20 protein-coding genes are annotated in these 17,032 nt (G+C 41.3%); 17 read left to right on the top strand and 3 right to left on the bottom strand.

The genetic code is table 11. The features are described 5' to 3' along the window. Window positions 1–142 precede the first annotated feature (142 nt). Window positions 143–2,170, bottom strand: a complete 2,028-nt coding sequence (gene uvrB / locus ABIB50_RS23105; protein WP_429383657.1) for an excinuclease ABC subunit UvrB — start codon at window positions 2,168–2,170, stop codon at window positions 143–145. A 223-nt stretch (window positions 2,171–2,393) separates the two neighbouring features. Between uvrB and upp the strand changes: the two genes are divergently transcribed. From upp to ABIB50_RS23065, 8 genes are all read left to right on the top strand, one after another. After that, complete coding sequence (gene upp, locus ABIB50_RS23100) at window positions 2,394–3,038, top strand: uracil phosphoribosyltransferase (RefSeq protein WP_429383655.1); 645 nt, start codon at window positions 2,394–2,396, stop codon at window positions 3,036–3,038. Between the two features lie 111 nt (window positions 3,039–3,149). After that, window positions 3,150–3,500 carry a hypothetical protein gene (locus tag ABIB50_RS23095; protein ID WP_429383653.1) on the top strand — a complete coding sequence of 117 codons (351 nt, stop codon included), beginning with the start codon at window positions 3,150–3,152 and terminating at the stop codon, window positions 3,498–3,500. Window positions 3,501–3,590: 90 nt separating this feature from the next. Further along, complete coding sequence (locus ABIB50_RS23090; RefSeq protein ID WP_429383651.1) at window positions 3,591–3,830, top strand: hypothetical protein; 240 nt, start codon at window positions 3,591–3,593, stop codon at window positions 3,828–3,830. Continuing rightward, the gene (locus ABIB50_RS23085; protein WP_429383649.1) at window positions 3,815–4,057 is read left to right on the top strand and encodes a type II toxin-antitoxin system RelE/ParE family toxin; all 243 of its coding nucleotides are present in this window, start codon (window positions 3,815–3,817) and stop codon (window positions 4,055–4,057) included. Before ABIB50_RS23090 ends, ABIB50_RS23085 begins: the two co-directional genes overlap by 16 nt. A gap of 89 nt (window positions 4,058–4,146) precedes the next feature. After that, window positions 4,147–4,824, top strand: a complete 678-nt coding sequence (locus tag ABIB50_RS23080) for a YjjG family noncanonical pyrimidine nucleotidase (protein WP_429383816.1) — start codon at window positions 4,147–4,149, stop codon at window positions 4,822–4,824. Next, the gene (locus tag ABIB50_RS23075) at window positions 4,821–5,342 is read left to right on the top strand and encodes a DinB family protein (RefSeq protein ID WP_429383647.1); all 522 of its coding nucleotides are present in this window, start codon (window positions 4,821–4,823) and stop codon (window positions 5,340–5,342) included. The genes ABIB50_RS23080 and ABIB50_RS23075 overlap by 4 nt, the downstream gene beginning before the upstream one ends. A gap of 257 nt (window positions 5,343–5,599) precedes the next feature. Continuing rightward, entirely contained in the window at window positions 5,600–6,454 is an 855-nt protein-coding gene (locus ABIB50_RS23070) for a UDP-2,3-diacylglucosamine diphosphatase (protein ID WP_429383646.1), read from the top strand. 126 nt (window positions 6,455–6,580) lie between these two features. Next, complete coding sequence (locus ABIB50_RS23065; protein ID WP_429383644.1) at window positions 6,581–7,570, top strand: glycosyltransferase family protein; 990 nt, start codon at window positions 6,581–6,583, stop codon at window positions 7,568–7,570. A 131-nt stretch (window positions 7,571–7,701) separates the two neighbouring features. Here the strand turns inward: ABIB50_RS23065 and ABIB50_RS23060 are convergent, their stop codons facing one another. Beyond that, on the bottom strand, window positions 7,702–7,944 hold the full coding sequence (locus ABIB50_RS23060) for a type II toxin-antitoxin system VapC family toxin (protein ID WP_429383643.1): 243 nt from the start codon (window positions 7,942–7,944) through the stop codon (window positions 7,702–7,704). Then, a complete protein-coding gene (locus tag ABIB50_RS23055) occupies window positions 7,938–8,153 on the bottom strand; it encodes a hypothetical protein (protein WP_429383641.1) in 216 nt (71 codons plus the stop codon). The genes ABIB50_RS23060 and ABIB50_RS23055 overlap by 7 nt, the downstream gene beginning before the upstream one ends. Window positions 8,154–8,243: 90 nt before the next feature. On the opposite strand from ABIB50_RS23055, the gene ABIB50_RS23050 reads away from it, so the two are divergent. From ABIB50_RS23050 to ABIB50_RS23010, 9 genes are all read left to right on the top strand, one after another. After that, the gene (locus ABIB50_RS23050; protein ID WP_429383640.1) at window positions 8,244–9,230 is read left to right on the top strand and encodes a DUF6427 family protein; all 987 of its coding nucleotides are present in this window, start codon (window positions 8,244–8,246) and stop codon (window positions 9,228–9,230) included. Window positions 9,231–9,332: 102 nt separating this feature from the next. Continuing rightward, window positions 9,333–10,025, top strand: coding sequence for a phosphoribosylformylglycinamidine synthase subunit PurQ (gene purQ, locus ABIB50_RS23045; protein ID WP_429383639.1), 693 nt, complete (start codon window positions 9,333–9,335; stop codon window positions 10,023–10,025). Further along, the gene (locus ABIB50_RS23040) at window positions 10,025–10,768 is read left to right on the top strand and encodes a type III pantothenate kinase (protein ID WP_429383637.1); all 744 of its coding nucleotides are present in this window, start codon (window positions 10,025–10,027) and stop codon (window positions 10,766–10,768) included. Before purQ ends, ABIB50_RS23040 begins: the two co-directional genes overlap by 1 nt. After that, entirely contained in the window at window positions 10,761–12,098 is a 1,338-nt protein-coding gene (locus ABIB50_RS23035) for a hypothetical protein (protein ID WP_429383636.1), read from the top strand. The genes ABIB50_RS23040 and ABIB50_RS23035 overlap by 8 nt, the downstream gene beginning before the upstream one ends. 7 nt (window positions 12,099–12,105) lie before the next feature. After that, window positions 12,106–12,684 (top strand): LPS export ABC transporter periplasmic protein LptC, encoded by a 579-nt coding sequence (gene lptC / locus ABIB50_RS23030; protein WP_429383635.1) that lies wholly within the window; start codon window positions 12,106–12,108, stop codon window positions 12,682–12,684. A 103-nt stretch (window positions 12,685–12,787) separates the two neighbouring features. Continuing rightward, entirely contained in the window at window positions 12,788–14,905 is a 2,118-nt protein-coding gene (locus ABIB50_RS23025; protein ID WP_429383634.1) for a SurA N-terminal domain-containing protein, read from the top strand. Window positions 14,906–14,979: 74 nt separating this feature from the next. Beyond that, on the top strand, window positions 14,980–15,495 hold the full coding sequence (locus ABIB50_RS23020; protein WP_429383632.1) for a DUF2480 family protein: 516 nt from the start codon (window positions 14,980–14,982) through the stop codon (window positions 15,493–15,495). A gap of 84 nt (window positions 15,496–15,579) precedes the next feature. Continuing rightward, window positions 15,580–16,356: a DUF3108 domain-containing protein gene (locus ABIB50_RS23015; protein WP_429383631.1), complete on the top strand. Its 777-nt coding sequence runs from the start codon at window positions 15,580–15,582 to the stop codon at window positions 16,354–16,356. Window positions 16,357–16,366: 10 nt separating this feature from the next. Continuing rightward, complete coding sequence (locus ABIB50_RS23010; RefSeq protein WP_429383630.1) at window positions 16,367–16,933, top strand: DUF3109 family protein; 567 nt, start codon at window positions 16,367–16,369, stop codon at window positions 16,931–16,933. The last annotated feature ends 99 nt before the right edge of the window (window positions 16,934–17,032 follow it).

Genomic DNA, 17,032 nt, shown 5'->3' with positions numbered 1-17,032 from the left:
ACACAATATGCATGTAAATTATATTGGTGGCCCTAAAATAGGTTTGTTTAAACAGCCGGTGATTAGCTGAGTAATACAAAAATACAAAAAAGCCACCGTAATAAGCGTAGCAACGCAGATATAAAAATGCTTATACAGTTCTTTAGGAGAACTTCTCCTCCATCATTTTTTCCAGGGCAAACATTTCATCCCGCAGTTTGGCAGCTAACAGGAAGTTCATATCCTTAGCAGCGGCAAGCATATCCTTTTTGGTATTTTCTATTGATTTTTTTAGATCTGGCTTTGACATGTACTGCACAATCGGATCTGCAGCCAGGCTGATCATATCCTGTTCTACATAAGCTTTTTGCACCCCACCCTGGAAATCCATAACCGAAGTTTGTTCGATGATCTCGGCGCGGGTTTTACCAACTGTTAATGGTGTTATACCATGCTCCGCGTTGTAAGCGATCTGCAATTCTCGGCGGCGGGTTGTCTCGCTCATGGTAATAGCCATCGAATCGGTTATCTTATCAGCATACATAATAACCCGGCCACGGTCATTACGCGCGGCGCGGCCTATAGTTTGTATCAATGAACGTTCGCTCCTTAAGAACCCTTCCTTATCAGCATCCAAAATAGCTACCAATGATACTTCCGGCAAATCTAATCCCTCGCGCAATAAATTGATCCCTATCAGCACATCAAATACACCCAAGCGCAAATCGCGTAATATCTCTACCCGTTGCAGGGTCTTAACTTCCGAGTGAATATATCGGCACTTAATGCCCAGGCGGTCCATGTATTTTGCCAGTTCTTCGGCCATGCGTTTGGTTAGGGTGGTAACCAGTACGCGGTCGCCCTGTTTTACTATCTTATCTACCTCGTCCAGCAAGTCATCCACCTGGTTAATAACCGGGCGAACTTCGATGATCGGGTCCAATAATCCTGTAGGTCTGATAACCTGCTCAACAACCACACCGCCCGATTTCTCTAACTCAAAATCGGCAGGGGTAGCGCTTACATAAATAGTTTGTGGCGCCAGTCGCTCAAACTCCTGGAAGTTTAGCGGCCGGTTATCCATAGCGGCGGGCAAACGGAAACCATAGTCAACCAACGAGATCTTGCGCGACCTGTCACCACCATACATCGCACGGATCTGTGGCACGGTAACGTGGCTCTCATCAATCACCATTAAATAATCATCAGGGAAATAGTCGAGCAAACAGAAAGGCCTTGCGCCCGGTGCGCGTCCATCAAAAAAGCGCGAGTAATTTTCGATACCCGAGCAATAACCCAGTTCGCGAATCATTTCCAAATCGTAATTAACCCGCTCTTCCAAACGTTTAGCTTCCAGGAAACGGCCATCACCAATAAATTGCTTTTTACGGGTTTCCAGCTCTTCCTGTATGGCCCAGATGGATTGCGTAAAGCGCTCGCGCGGGGCAACGTATAGGTTGGCCGGATAAAGCACCATGTGTGTCATCTTCTCCACCGTTTTTCCGGTGCCGATGTCGAACGTGCTTAGCTCTTCAATGTCATCGCCAAAAAAAGAGATGCGGTAGGCGTGGTCCATATAAGCCGGAAAAATATCTACTGTATCCCCTTTAACCCTAAAAGTGCCGCGTTTAAAATCGGCTGTGGTGCGTGAGTATAAGATCTCAACTAATCTATGCAGAAAGGCATTTCTGCTGATGCGTGTACCCACCGCGAATTTGAATACTGAATTGGCAAAATCCTCCGGGTTACCCATACCATAAATGCAGGATATAGACGATACCACAATAACATCCCTGCGGCCACTCATTAATGCCGAGGTGGTGCGTAAACGCAGCTTCTCGATCTCCTCGTTTATCTGCAGATCCTTTTCTATATAGGTATTTGTTGTTGGGATGAATGCTTCCGGCTGGTAATAATCGTAATAGGACACGAAGTAGTTGACCGCGTTCTCCGGAAAAAATTGCTTGAACTCGCCATACAACTGCGCCGCCAAAGTTTTATTGTGGCTAAGCACCAGTGTAGGCTTTTGTGTTTGTTGGATAACGTTGGCAATGCTAAACGTTTTGCCCGAGCCGGTAACACCCAGCAGGGTTTGATAATTGTCGCCATTGTTTACGCCTTCAACCAGTTGACGGATCGCTTCGGGCTGGTCGCCGGTGGGTTTATATTGAGATGTTAATTTAAAATCCATTGGTGATGTAAAGTTAGTGATTAGAGATTAGTTAACCAGTGATCTGCCATTAGTTTACATTTTGATAACTAAACAAAAGTAATGCCCGGGTTGACAGCCCTATGTCAGTAGTGCCCAATAGTTGTAATATAAATCTTGCTTGCTAAAAACAGTTGTGTTATATTTATGTAGTATTAGTGCCAATGGCCTAATCGCCAAGTAACTAACCTCTAATCTCTAAACTATGTTGTTCGTCCTTAACAAAACCAACAGTATTGCGGGCCATTTCCTGGCCGAAATGCGCGATATAGAGACCCAAAAGGATATGCAGCGTTTCCGCCGCAACCAGGAAAAGCTGGGCGAGATACTGGCTTATGAGATTAGCAAGACCTTAAAGTACATTGAAAAGGATATACAAACACCATTGGGCATCTGCAATAGTAAATTGCCTGCAGAAATGCCGGTGCTTGGTACGATATTAAGAGCCGGGCTGCCGTTTCACCAGGGGTTTATGAATTATTTTGATCAATCGCAGTCGGCATTCGTAACAGCCTATCGTAAGGTTAAACGCACCGGCGATTTTACCATCCGGGTTGATCATATATCAACCCCAAACCTTGATGGTAAAACCTTTATTTTATGCGATACCATGCTGGCTACCGGCCAAAGTATTGTACAGGTTTGCAAGGAGCTAATGGCGACTTATAAAATTGCTAATTTGCATATCGCCGCAGTAATTGCCAGTACCGAAGGGATAGCCCATGTACGCGCTAACCTGCCCAAGGCCAAAATTTGGGTATGCGCGGTTGATGAAGAAATGACCAGCAAATCATACATCGTACCGGGATTGGGTGATGCGGGTGATTTGGCGTTTGGGGAGAAGAATTGATTTAGGTCCCGATAGCTATTGAGATCGGAAGTCAGACTTTAGAGTTAAGCTAAGTTATTCCAAAACAACTTCACTGATAATGAGTTATATCCAATATTAACTCACAACACTATGAAAAAGACGATCAGAACAATTTTAACAGCCGTGCTAATCACAGCTTCGGTAACCGTATTTGCCGATAAGCTTCCCAAAAAAGAATATGTAAATGTGCCTGCAGGCAGAAGCATCACCATGCAGCCATCTATAAATCACCTGGGCCATGCTCGTGGTACCGTAACTATCGACTTTGTAGTAAACAAAAAAGGAAACGTACTCGCAGCTCGTGCCGACCGCAAACACACCACCGTACGCGACAAAGCTTTTGTGCGTAAAGTGGAGGAGGCCGTAATGGCCATGGAATTTAATAAAGACAGGCACGCACCTGATGAGCAAAGGGGTAGTTTGGCGTATTCTTTTAGATAGGATATAACTGGTAGGTCATTTATTGAAAGGGATGGGCTTTTATAGCTATCCCTTTTTTAATTGATTAGTATATGATTATATTTGTGTACCATGAAGATAAAAGATGATTTTCATCACTTGATTGACAGTATCGGGGATGAACAACTTTTGCAGCATTATTATCAGTTGATCCAAAATGTCAATCAAGGCAAGGTGGGTCAGCTCTGGAATAATTTAAGTGACAGTGAAAAGCAGGAAGTGTTGGTCGCTTATGATGAAAGCTTTGATAACAATAATCTGCTGACTCATGAAGAGGTAAAAAGCGAACATGAGAAATGGTTAAAACCATAGTCTGGAATCGCCGCGCAAGTAATAGTTTCAACACCGTTATAAACTATCTTCAGCAGGAGTGGGGCGACAATGTAACCCGTAACTTCGTTATCCGCACATACGAAATAATTGAACTACTGGCTATAAATCCGGAAATGGGTACCGTAGAACTTCCCGAAAAACAAATACGTGCATTTGTTATCACTAAACATAATACGTTGTTTTACAGAGTGGAGGAAAAAGATTAATTCTGCTTAATTTTTTTGACAATAGGCAACATCCTCGAAAAAAATCTTATTAATTATAATTTAATACTACAGCTACGAAATACCGCCACATCTTCTTCGATCTTGATCACACCATTTGGGATTTTGATAAAAATGCCGAGGAAACGCTACACGAATTATATGTTATCCATAAACTGAACGATATCGGCCTGACATCTGCCGACGTGTTTATTGAAACTTATACCCAAAATAATCACCGCCTCTGGCGCGAATACCACTTGGGCAATATCACTAAAGAAACCCTGCGCGAGGCAAGATTTAAACAAACATTCCTGGATCTGGGTGTTCACCCTGATGTTATCCCGCATGGCTTTGAGGACGAGTATGTAAAGTTATGCCCAACCAAAACCAACTTGTTCCCTAATGCGCACGAAACGCTACAATACCTGCAATCAAAATACACGCTGCATTTAATCTCAAACGGTTTCAAAGAATCGCAGGATATCAAAATTAACGGGACGGATATTGGTAAATATTTTACGCATGTTATTATTTCAGAAATTGCCGGGGTTAATAAACCCGATCCCGGGATTTTTCAATTTGCCATTGATGCGGCCGGTACAACTAAACAAGAAAGCCTGATGATTGGCGACAGCCTGGAAGCTGATGTGCTGGGCGCGTTAAATTTTGGTATGGATGCGATCTTTTTTAATCCGCTTAACACACCTAAGCCGGACGAGGTTAAAATACAGATTAGTGATTTAAAAGAGCTAACTTTAATATTATGAAAGTAGCCGAAGAGCGCCGTGCAATTGATGCCGCGTTTGATAACTATCGAAACCAGTTAGATACTATTCCAGATGACCTGTTTGATGCGACACCACCAAACGGCGGATGGTCGTTTGCCGAGGTATATTCGCATATCCTGCAGGCTACAATAGGCTCGACCATCGCTGCCGAGCGTTGCGCAAATGGCACCTGCGAGCCAACTAAAAAAGGTTTGACACTTATCGGCAGGCTTGCCTTGCTGTTTGGCTATATGCCGAGGATAAAATCCACCGAAGAAGGCACCCAAATCGCCGTAAAGAAATTAACTAAAGAAGAAGCCCGGAACCTGCTTATAAAATGCCGCAATAGGGTTGATGGTATCACTTCTAAAGTAAATGACGCAAAACCATTTAGCCGTTTTAAACATTCGCGCTTTGGGATGTTGAACGCGCAACAATGGTTTAGGTTTATACTGGTGCATTTAAATCATCATTTAAAGCAAATTGGGCGGATAAAAAATAAATTTTCAATTCAATGAAACCTTTTACATTTAATGCAGTCTTAATGATAAAGTAATATAGATTAACCACCTTTGTAAAAACCTGTTATCATGCATTTTGAATACGCATATATGGTTGTAATAATATTGCTGCTTTCGGTAGGCGTATTTTACTTAAGCCCATATGAACTTACTGTAAATGAAGAGGAAAGCGACGACTGATCGTTTACTGCAAAACTACCACTACACTTTAACCGGTAAAATTACCGGGCTGATCATTATCCCCCAAAACTTTCATGGCAAAACGCGAGGTTGATATCGTTATTATATCTGATGTGCATTTGGGTACCTATGGGTGTCATGCCAAAGAGCTGCTAAAATATTTAAAAAGCATCAAGCCCAAAATGCTGATCCTGAATGGCGATATTATCGATATCTGGCAGTTCAGCAAAAACTATTGGCCAGAGGCTCATATGAAAGTGGTGCGCCGTATCATGAAGTTTATTACCGAAGGAACGCCTGTTTATTACCTAACCGGTAACCACGACGAAATGCTGCGAAAGTTTGCCGACTTTGACCTGGGTTCGTTTAAGCTAATGAATAAGGTGGTGTTGAATATCGACGGAAAAAAAGCCTGGATTTTTCATGGGGATGTGTTTGATGTTACCATGCAGCACTCTAAATGGCTGGCAAAGCTGGGCGCTGTTGGCTATGATACCTTAATTATATTAAACAGTATTACTAACTGGGTTTTGACAGCGATGGGCCGCGAGAAGATGAGCTTTTCGCAAAAGGTTAAGGCTAAGTTTAAAGATGCTGTAAAATTCATCAATCAGTTTGAGCAAACCGCTGCCGACCTGGCCGTGGCTAAAGAGTATCAATACGTAATATGCGGCCATATCCACCAGGCAGAGATAAGAGAAATAACCGCTACTGATAATCCCGGCAAAGTATTGTACCTAAATAGTGGCGACTGGGTGGAAAGCCTGAGCGCGCTTGAATACAACAACGGCCAATGGAGTATATTTAAGTACAACCCCGAAGACTTTAAGAAGGATACTGACGAGGATGATGTTACCGATGCCGAGGATCTGGATGCCAAGCTGGACATAAATTTACTGTTAGAAAGATTTAAGCAGGAAGCGTCGTAATTGTTGAAATGTTGTAAAGTTGAAATGTTGTAAGGTTGACGCCAAACAATTTTTTTACTTTAGGACTTTTAAAAGCTGCAAACTTTAAAAACTTGTAACTTTTCAACCTTACAACAGGCTAACCGCATGAAAATACTTTACGCCATACAAGGAACAGGAAACGGGCACATTAGCCGTGCGCGGGAGATTGTCCCGCTATTGCAAAAGTATGGTGAGCTTGACCTGCTGGTAAGCGGTACCGAAGCCGAAGTTACCCTGGCGCAACCACTTAAGTATAAATTTCATGGTATAAGCTTTGTTTTTGGCACCAATGGCGGGGTTGATAAATGGGCCACCTACAAGATCATGAACCTGCCACAAATGTGGCGCGACATGCATAGCCTGCCACTAAAGGAATACGATCTGATCATCAATGATTTTGAACCGGTAAGTGCCTGGGCCTGCAAACTGCAACGGATTCCGTCAGTTTCATTAAGTCACCAATGTTCGTTTGTGTCGCCAAACACGCCGCGGCCGCGCACCAGCCCCTTTAGCTACGGGGCCTGGCTGCTTAAAAATTATTCACCTACTACACATCATATCGGTTTCCATTTTCAGCGTTATGCCGATTTTATCCATACACCTGTTATCCGCAGCGAGATTCGTAACCTGCAAACCACCAACCTGGGCCATTATACGGTTTACCTGCCCGCATATGATGATAAAAAGCTGGCCGCACTTTTAAAACAAACAGATGTACACTGGCATATTTTTTCGAAAAGGCAAAAAACTGCTTATACGGATGGTAACGTACAGGTAATACCGGTTAATAACGAAGGTTTTAATATCAGCCTTGCCAGTTGCGACGGGCTGCTTACCGGCGGTGGATTTGAGGGGCCGGCCGAAGCGCTGTTCCTTCAAAAAAAGGTAATGATGATACCCATGCTGGGCCAATACGAACAGCAATGCAACGCCCTGGCTGCGTCAAAGTTAGGTGTCCCGGTTTTACAGGCCATTGATGATCATTTTGTGCGGCACTTAAAAGCCTGGATAAAAAGTGAAGATAGGGTATGGGTTGATTTCCCCGATGAAACTGCCGAGATAGTGCATAATATGGTGAAGAAGTTTGGCAGGTAGTTACTAAATAAGTGTCAAGCCTTTAACTCGATTGAAATGCTTTTTATTCAAAGTAGCAATTGGTAGCTCATTTACAATACAAGTAGCCGCAATAAAAATATCCCTAAACTCAATTAATTGATTATCTGATTTTAGTTGATGATATATCTCAGCAGCTTTAATGCTACAGAATTATCAAAAGGTAAAATAGAGAGGTCTTCAGTAAGTGTTCTGATGTCTTCTTGTTTCTCTACCGTTACTGCACCCATATATAATTCATACAGCGATATTGCAGTAATGAAAAGTTCGGAATTATCAGAGAGTTTGTATAATGTAGTAGCAGACTTGTTTTTAGCGCGCAGATGCTCGATAAAAATGTTTGTGTCAATTACCATTGTTGAGGTTTCAGATTTTCAAAGACTTTTTTACTCTCTTCAAAAAACTTCACATCATCGGCAGACCAGGTAGAAACAGTAGTAAGTTTTTGTTTGTAATCCGAGGTAGTTACATGGCTTTCTTGCTGTATGGTCACACCCATATCCCTAAGCATTTGCTTTACCTCAGTGCTTTTCTTTTCGGGGATATCAATTACTAACCTTTCCATATATCAAATTTAATAATTTTTTAGAATAATACATCTACATAAATCAAGCCGCGCTTTAATAGCAATTATTTTTCCACTAATATTGCAGTGATGATAAATGTGTTCAGATCCTATAATCCGATAAATATTTTATGGCTGGCCATTTTATTATTTTTACTGCGTGCAGGCTATGCTTATAACGCACCTCCAAAGTTAGAATTTACGTATCTTGAACCGTTTGCGCGTATGCTGGCACCGGGAGCCTATCAGTATGCTTTCCCGCCATTGGTTAATATATTTTTGGCCGGAGTGTTGGTATTTATTCAGGGCCTGTTGGTTAACCGCCTGGTAAATCAAAATAACTTATTAAGCAAACCAAGCTTTTTGCCGGCGCTGATGTACATTACTCTGTCGGGTTTATTTACACCCTTTTTAGTGTTGAGCCCGCCGCTTATCTGCAATTTTTTGCTGATATGGATGCTTTATAAATTATTCAGCCTTTATAAGGGCGATGACGCAAAATCTATTACGTATGATCTGGGGATGATTGTGGCTATCGGCTCGCTGATCTATTTTCCATTTATTTACCTGTTCCTGGCCATATGGGCTGCTTTAATGCTTTTCAGGCCTTTTATATGGCGCGAGTGGATAATTGGTATAATGGGTTATGGTACCATATACTTCTTTTTAGCGGTAGGCTATTACCTTAGCGGCAACCTGCCTATATTTTACACCATCTGGACCCCGCTTACGGCAAAGTTTCCTACTCATGTAACTATCAATTATAATAACTACCTGGTACTTATACCTGTAATTGTAATAACCGTATTGGGGATTATACGTTTAAGGCAAGTATTTTTCAGAAGCTATGTCCAGGTACGTAAATCATTCCAGTTGTTGTTTATTATGTTTTTTATAACAGGCTTGTCTTTTTATATCAAGGCCGAGTTTAGCTTAACCCATTTTTTGCTGTGCGTAATACCGCTTAGTGTGCTTTTTGCCTATTATTTTCTATATGCCAGCGCCCGTTGGTTTTACGAAACCCTGTTTGTTATACTGCTGGTAAGTATAGTATATTTTCAGTTTAACACTTTTTAACTTTTTCATTCGTTCAAATTTCGGCTGTTATATTAGATTTGTAGCATGAAATTGTCATGAGCTGTTGTATAGCTTGTGGTATCACTAAAAAACAGATAGCTGATGAAATTTGGAGTTGTTATATTTCCGGGGTCTAATTGCGATGAGGATATTATCCACGTGTTAGATAAAATAATGGGCCAGCAGGTTGTGCGCCTTTGGCATAAAGATCATGACCTTCAGGGTGCCGACTTTATTATTCTGCCCGGCGGTTTCTCTTTCGGCGATTATCTGCGCTCAGGCGCTATCGCACGTTTTTCGCCAATTATGGAACAGGTAATCCAGTTTGCCAATAATGGCGGTTACGTATTGGGTATTTGCAACGGTTTCCAGATCCTAACAGAGGCCGGTTTATTACCGGGCGCTTTACTACATAATAACAACCGTAAGTTTATTTGCCGCAATATTTACATGAAACCACAAACCAGCAATACACTACTTACTGCACAGATAGACCCGCAGCGCGCGTTAAAAATTCCTATTGCACATGGCGAGGGTAACTACTTTGCCGACGCTGATGTATTAAAATCTATTAATGATAATGACCAGGTGTTATTTAGATATTGCGACGAGGCCGGTAATATTACCACCGATGCCAATCCAAACGGATCAATAGAGAACATTGCCGGTGTAACTAACATTACCCGTAATGTGTTTGGCTTTATGCCGCACCCTGAACGCGCTGCCGACCCAATATTGGCTAACGAAGATGGCCTGGCAATTTTTGAATCTATATTATCAATGGTTAAAGCCTGATGGCCAATTTGGTTATCGATATAGGAAACACCTTTACCAAAGCAGCCATTTTTGAGCAGGATGAACTAATTTATACTGATCATTATCCGGCGCTTGATAACCAGATACTTGATAGTTTTTTAACCAGATATGCGGTTGATAAAGCAATTATATCAACCGTAAAAAAGCAAAGTTGGGAATGGGAAACCGCACTGAAACAAAAAACGCAGCTAATTTATTTTAATGCCGCAATGACCACGGGGATCCATAACCACTACAAAACACCACATACCCTGGGGCTTGACAGGCTGGCAGCTGTAATAGGCGCCAATCATTTATACCCCAAACAAAACAACCTGGTTATTGATGGCGGTACCTGCATAACGTATGATTGGATAGACGCCGCAGGAAATTATTTTGGCGGCAGCATATCGCCGGGATTAAATATGCGTTATAAAGCACTTAGCCATTACACTGCAGGCTTGCCGGTAGTAAAACAGGACGTAAGCTTTGCAAATAATAGTGGGGATGACACCGAAACAGCTATAAGATCGGGTGTGCAAAACGGAATAAAATTTGAAATATCGGGCTTTATAGAAAGCTACAAAAAGGATAAAACAGAACTAAATATCATACTAACCGGCGGCGACAGTATTTTTTTTGATACCCTATTAAAAAATAGCATCTTTGCCCCCTATATAAAAAATGAACCTCACCTGGTTCTAAAAGGATTAAACGCAGCTACACAAAAGCATAATGATTAAATATACCAAGCTCTTTATAATATTTTTACTTGCAGCTATCGCATTTCAGGCCCGGGCACAATCTACGGCAACTACAAGCTCGCCTTATTCTCAATACGGCATTGGCGACCTTACGCCAATGTTGCTGCCGCAAAACCGGGCTATGGGTGGTATCTCTACAGCTACCAATATCATAAACAGGTATATGAGCATTAACCCGCAAAACCCCGCTTCGTATGGCGCTATAGCACTTACTACAATTGATGCCGGTTTGTTTGCAAATACGCTTTCACTAAGTCAGTCAGGGCAGCCAACGCAAAAAAATTCAAACTTCAGTTTAAGCCATGTAACGTTTGCTATCCCGGTTTCACGTGCATCGGCACTAAGCTTTGGCCTGATGCCTTACAGCCAGGTTGGGTATAACTATACAAAAACATTTAAGGGTTTTGGTACAGGTTCGCCGGTTGATACCAATTTAGTTAATAATATATACAGCGGCGAGGGTGGCTTGTCAAAAGCTTATTTGGGTTATGGTTTTACTATTGCCCGTAATTTATTATTAGGTGCTAACGTGGCCTATATATTTGGCGATTTGAAACACTACCAGCAGGTAGAGATGCCCGATTTGTTTGGCTCATTAAGTACCAGGGTTGAGCGGGACAACGCCATAGGTGGCATGAGCTATGATTTTGGCGCTCAATATATTTGGGACCTGTCATTAACCAGGCACGTTACTTTTGGCTATTCAGGATCGGCAAAATCTCAATTAAATTCAAAAAGTAGCTACATAGTTAGCCACTATACGTTTGATGCTAACGGAAACAGAAGTACTGATATAGATTCGGCTATCAATCAACAAAACACACCGGGCAAACTGGCATTGCCGCAAATTCACCATTTTGGCATATCCTACCAGCAGGACGGTAAATTTTTAGTAGGCGCGGATTATAGTTTAGGCAATTGGTCGCAACTTACAATTGATGGGGTTAACCAGGGGATGGCCAACAGCCGTACATTAAATATAGGTGGCCAGTATACACCTTATATAAACTCAATAAATAATTACCTGGCTACGGTTGATTATCGCCTGGGGATAATGCTGGAAAACACTTACTATAACGTGCCTAATCCTTCGGGTGGTGGCAATACCAATATTACCTCTAAAGCGCTAACGTTAGGGGTAGGCATGCCGCTTAGGGGCACACTTACCAGTTTCTATAAAATAAATTTAACTGCCGAGATTGGCCAGCGCGGAACTTTAAATAATGGCCTTGTTAAAGAAAATTATGTAAACTTCCGTTTAGGGTTTACACTTAACGACAAGTGGTTCCAACGTTATAAATTTGATTAAATCGACCATGCATAGTCGGGCAAAACAGGTAGCATCCTTTTTTTTGCCGGCATTGCTTTTTGGCATGCTGCTTTTAAGCGCTTGCGAAAATGATTTAAATAAGATCAAAGAGGTATCGGCAAAACTGGTTAGCCAACCTATTGATACCACCCGGGGAGTAGATGTTATTTATAGCGATTCTGCCATACTTAAGGGTATTATGAAAACCCCGCTAATGATCCATTACGCTATAGCAAAACCTTATTACAAAATGCCAAATGGTGTTAAGGTTATTTTTTATGATGCTTTTGCAAAAGAGACAGGGAATATTGTTGCCGACTCGGGTGTATACAGGTATTCGGAAAAATTGATAGAGTTTCATAAAAATGTGGTGTGTACCAATGATAAGGGCGAAACATTTAAATCTGACGAATTGATCTGGGATCAGGTAAAAAAAACTATTTACTCTCACAAACCGGTACAGATGACTACACCAACAGGCGATATAATGAATGGGATAGATTTTAACAGCGATGACGGCCTGCTGCACCCTATAATGAGGCAAGGAACCGGAACAATTTATGTGTCTGATACACCGGCGAAATAAGCGCTGTTTTAGTATAAAAAATTGTATTATATAATTTTACTAAAAGTTGTATCTTGCGCCCTCTTTTTAGGATTTAAATATAAATTAATATAAGAATAAGTATATGGCTGTAATGGGTTATTTGCGCGACCGGATGGGTAAAATTGTCGCAGGTGTGATAGGGCTTTCACTTTTTGCTTTTATTGCTACAGAAGCGGTAAAAAGCGGTGGATCGTTTTTTAAGGGTGATAATAATGAATTAGGTACAGTAGGCGATCAAAAAATCCCGCTGGACGAGTTTAATGCAGCTGTAGAGCAAAATACGGCCCAGTTCAGGCAGCAGTCGGGCCAGAGCCGTGTTACCCCGCAAATTACAAGCTACGTGCAGGAAAATACCTGGAACCAATTTGTAAGCAAGGCAATCCTTAAAAAAGAAATTGACAAATTAGGCTTAACTGTTGAGGGTGAAGAAACATTGGCGATGACATCGGGGAACAATCCAAGCCCTCGTATTATACAGGCTTTTACCGACCCTTCAACCGGTAAATTTGATCCGGCTGCTGTGACAAATGCAAAAAACGCGGTAAAAAACTTAAAGGATGGTGATCCTCAAAAAGAGCAATGGGATAAATTTATAATTGATCTTATAGAAGCTAAAAAGGCCGAAAAATATATAGCTTTAGTAACCAACGGCCTGTATGTTAATGCGCTTGATGCTAAAGATAGCTATGAAGGAAAAAACAAGCTGGCTAACTTTAAATATGCGTTATTGCCTTATTCAGCCGTTCCGGACAGTAAAGTTAACCCAACTGATGCAGATTATACCGCTTATTATGATGAGCATAAAGGCGAGTTTAAGAACCAACAGGAATTAAGAAACATTAACTATGTTAGTTTTAACGCTGCTCCGTCAGCGGCAGACTCTGCAGTTGTAAAAGAACAGTTAACCAAATTACTGCCGTCTTTCATCGCAAGCACTAACGATTCGCTTTTTGTACAAATCAATTCAGAAACAAAATCTCCGCTTGCTTACCAGAAGAAAGGCGAGCTTGATCCAAAGATCGACAGTATAATATTTAAACAAAATCCGGGCTTTATTTATGGTCCTTATTTATCAAATGGCAGCTATAAGCTGGCAAAATTGGTAGAGGCACGTATGAGCCCTGACTCTGTTAAAGCAAGGCATATATTAGTTACCCCAACCGAAAGCGGCGGTACAATAGCGAAAGCATTAGAAAGAGCGGATTCACTAAAAAAACTAATTGAATCAGGCAAAGGTACATTTGCTACACTTGCACCCATATATTCTGTTGATAAAGCATCCGGCACCAAAGGTGGCGACCTGGGTACTTTTGGACGTGGTGCAATGGTGCCTGCTTTTGACAAAGCGGTATTTGAAGGCAAAAAAGGAGATCTTAAAATTATTACCACTCAGTTTGGAGTACATTTAATTGAGATCGAAGATCAAAAAGGCTCATCAAAAGTAGTTAAGGTAGCTACTATTGACAAAGCACTATCTGCAAGCCCCGCTACACAATCGGCTGCTTACAGCAAAGCACAGGCGTTTTTGGCTTCGTTAAACAAGGATAATTTTGAAGCTGAAGCTAAAAAGGCAGGGGTTAAAACACTAAAAGCCGAAGATATATCAGGCATTGCATCAAGCCTGCCGGGCCTTAATGACGCCCGCGACCTGGTAAGATGGATATTTAAATCAGAAAAAAATGATGTGTCTGACCAGGTATTTACCGTAGGCGATCAATACGTTGTTGCACAAGTAACAGCAATTAAACCTCAGGGCATTTTAGCGCTTGACCTGATCAAAGACAAAATTAAACCGGCAGTTATAAACCAGGTAAAAGCCAAACAGTTAACCGAGAAATTAGCCGCGGCATCAAACGGTGCAACTTCTATAGAGCAAATTGGTCAAAAAGCGGGTGCTAATGTTGTACCGGTACAAAACGTTGTTTTTGCAAATCCGGTTATCCCCGGCTCATCTGCAGAGTACCAGGTTATAGGTACAGTTTTTGGCTTGCCACTTAATAAAATATCAAAACCAATTACAGGCCAGCAGGGCGTGTACGTTGTGGTAGTTAATAATTTTATCACCCCGGCAGCGCTTACAAACGCGGTTAGAGAGAAGGAGCAAATAGGCCAGGCTATATTACAACGCGCCCAGGGACAGCTGTTTGAAGCCCTGAAAGATAAGGCTAATGTAAAAGATAACCGCGCTAAGCTGTTATAGACAATATTTAAAGTAATTTTGCATCCGGTATAACGTTTACTTAGCGTTATACCGGATTTTTTATTATTGGCAAAATGGAGATACAGGAAAACTTTGTGAATAAAGTAGCCCAAAGCGGTTTGGTTACTTTAGACCCGGCAGATTTTTATGCACCCGGTGACAGGGTGGTATATGATATTAAAGACAACCTGTTTATGGGGTTGATATTAAAGGAAAAAGATTTTAGAGAATTTGTGAAAGGGCATGACTGGACGCAATACCAGGGCAAGAACGTGGCTGTAACCTGCACTGCCGATGCTATTGTGCCTGCCTGGGCTTACTTATTGCTGGCCAACAGAATGGCACCTTACGCACGTGAAGTGGTATTTGGCGACGCTGAGATATTAGAGACCGTTTTATTTATAAAAGAGATAGCCAGGCTTGATGTAGAACAATACCGCGACCAGCGCCTGGTTATAAAAGGCTGCGGTGACATTGATGTGCCGGTGTCGGCTTATGTAGAGTTGGGTAAGAAACTTACCCCGGTAGTAAAAAGCCTGATGTTTGGCGAACCATGCTCAACCGTTCCCATTTATAAAAAGAAAGACTAAACTATATTAGGATCGCTCAATCCAACACATAGGGCATACAGGGATACCAAAATTTATTGGTTTGCTTTTTGCCGTGAATATTAAATGAAGAACTACTTTTTTTCCATCATACTTTTGTCCCTATGCATTAATACTGCATTTAGCCAGGAACTTAAAAATATTAACGAACCTGTTTTTAAAGCAGGCGAGGAATTGAGCTATAAATTTAAATACACCTTCTTTACCGGTGCCGAAGGGCATTTACGGGTAGAAGATGGCGATAAGATTGACGGGCATCCAACTTATCATATTATTGCCGATGGCAAAACCGCCGGTACATTTGATTTTTTTTATAAGGTGCGTAACCGGTACGAAACTTATATAGACCGTACAACCCTTTTGCCCTACCTATATACAGAGAACCGCCGCGAAGGCAGCTGGAAACATACCGATAAAGTAACCTTTGACCACCAAACCAATAAAATAACAGCTAATAAAGGTGTGTACCCGTACAAGGGTAAGGTTTTTGATTTTGTATCGGCCTATTACTTTGCGCGCGGTATAGATATTTCAAAACTTAAAATAGGCGATAAGTTTGATCTGCCTTATTTCCTGGATGATGGTTTATACAGCCTTAATATAACTTACATGGGCAAAGAAACTGTAAGTACGGGCATAGGCACATTTAATTGTTTTAAATTTAATCCTACAATTATACCGGGGCGTATATTTAAAAAAAATAGTAAGTTATATTTGTGGATAACCGACGATGGTAACCGTATACCTGTTAAAGCTAATGTTGAGCTAATAGTGGGTAGTGTTACAATGGAGCTTACAGGCACCAAGGGGCTTAAATATCCGCTTAATCCTATAAGTAAATAAAAAAATAATAATGATAGAGGTAGGTAGCGTTTTAGTACATGAAGATGTAGTAAAAGAAAATTTTGTGTGTAATTTAAGTAAGTGTAAGGGTGCCTGCTGTTTAGAAGGCGATTCGGGCGCACCATTAAATAACGATGAGTTGAACATATTAGATGAGATCTACCCTAAAGTAAAACCATACATGACCGAAAAGGGTATAAAAACCATTGAAAAAGTTGGTACTTATGTTACCGATTTTGAAGGCGATTATACTACCCCCTGCGTTGATGTAAATAAAGAATGCGCCTATGTAATATGGGAAGGCGGCATAACCAAATGTGCTATTGAAAAAGCTTACGAAGAAGGAGTTATTAACTGGAAAAAACCTATCTCATGCCACCTTTACCCAATTCGTATTACAAAATACCCCGAGTTTGATGTACTTAACTACGACCGCTGGAGCATTTGCAGCCCGGCATGTAGTTTTGGTAATGAGTTAAAAGTACATGTACACGAATTTTTAAAAGACCCGCTTATCCGCAAATACGGCGAAGAATGGTACCAGGAGCTGGAAGATAATGTTGCAGGTATAGGATAGTTTGCCTTACAGTATTCTTTTTAATAAAGCTTAATCCTATCTAATTAGTATTAGTTTTACGATTTAATTGGATATTATTGCATTTTGAAAATTACTTAC

The organism is Mucilaginibacter sp. UYCu711 (genome assembly GCF_050433825.1).
In the GTDB taxonomy this organism is placed as follows: Bacteria; Bacteroidota; Bacteroidia; order Sphingobacteriales; family Sphingobacteriaceae; genus Mucilaginibacter.
Note: the sequence above shows the minus strand (reverse complement) of the source record. Positions and strands in the feature narration are given on the sequence as shown.

Bases quoted from the DNA above. Each gene is read 5' to 3' on its own strand.
- ABIB50_RS23050 (WP_429383640.1), top strand. From the start codon at position 8,244: ATGATAAATGTGTTCAGATCCTATAATCCGATAAATATTTTATGGCTG.
- ABIB50_RS23015 (WP_429383631.1), top strand. From the start codon at position 15,580: ATGAAGAACTACTTTTTTTCCATCATACTTTTGTCCCTATGCATTAAT.
- ABIB50_RS23075 (WP_429383647.1), top strand. From the start codon at position 4,821: ATGAAAGTAGCCGAAGAGCGCCGTGCAATTGATGCCGCGTTTGATAAC.
- ABIB50_RS23095 (WP_429383653.1), top strand. From the start codon at position 3,150: ATGAAAAAGACGATCAGAACAATTTTAACAGCCGTGCTAATCACAGCT.
- upp (WP_429383655.1), top strand. From the start codon at position 2,394: ATGTTGTTCGTCCTTAACAAAACCAACAGTATTGCGGGCCATTTCCTG.
- ABIB50_RS23070 (WP_429383646.1), top strand. From the start codon at position 5,600: ATGGCAAAACGCGAGGTTGATATCGTTATTATATCTGATGTGCATTTG.
- purQ (WP_429383639.1), top strand. From the start codon at position 9,333: ATGAAATTTGGAGTTGTTATATTTCCGGGGTCTAATTGCGATGAGGAT.
- ABIB50_RS23025 (WP_429383634.1), top strand. From the start codon at position 12,788: ATGGCTGTAATGGGTTATTTGCGCGACCGGATGGGTAAAATTGTCGCA.
- uvrB (WP_429383657.1), bottom strand. From the start codon at position 2,170: ATGGATTTTAAATTAACATCTCAATATAAACCCACCGGCGACCAGCCC.
- ABIB50_RS23020 (WP_429383632.1), top strand. From the start codon at position 14,980: ATGGAGATACAGGAAAACTTTGTGAATAAAGTAGCCCAAAGCGGTTTG.
- ABIB50_RS23040 (WP_429383637.1), top strand. From the start codon at position 10,025: ATGGCCAATTTGGTTATCGATATAGGAAACACCTTTACCAAAGCAGCC.
- lptC (WP_429383635.1), top strand. From the start codon at position 12,106: ATGCATAGTCGGGCAAAACAGGTAGCATCCTTTTTTTTGCCGGCATTG.
- ABIB50_RS23060 (WP_429383643.1), bottom strand. From the start codon at position 7,944: ATGGTAATTGACACAAACATTTTTATCGAGCATCTGCGCGCTAAAAAC.
- ABIB50_RS23055 (WP_429383641.1), bottom strand. From the start codon at position 8,153: ATGGAAAGGTTAGTAATTGATATCCCCGAAAAGAAAAGCACTGAGGTA.
- ABIB50_RS23035 (WP_429383636.1), top strand. From the start codon at position 10,761: ATGATTAAATATACCAAGCTCTTTATAATATTTTTACTTGCAGCTATC.
- ABIB50_RS23090 (WP_429383651.1), top strand. From the start codon at position 3,591: ATGAAGATAAAAGATGATTTTCATCACTTGATTGACAGTATCGGGGAT.
- ABIB50_RS23010 (WP_429383630.1), top strand. From the start codon at position 16,367: ATGATAGAGGTAGGTAGCGTTTTAGTACATGAAGATGTAGTAAAAGAA.
- ABIB50_RS23085 (WP_429383649.1), top strand. From the start codon at position 3,815: ATGGTTAAAACCATAGTCTGGAATCGCCGCGCAAGTAATAGTTTCAAC.
- ABIB50_RS23065 (WP_429383644.1), top strand. From the start codon at position 6,581: ATGAAAATACTTTACGCCATACAAGGAACAGGAAACGGGCACATTAGC.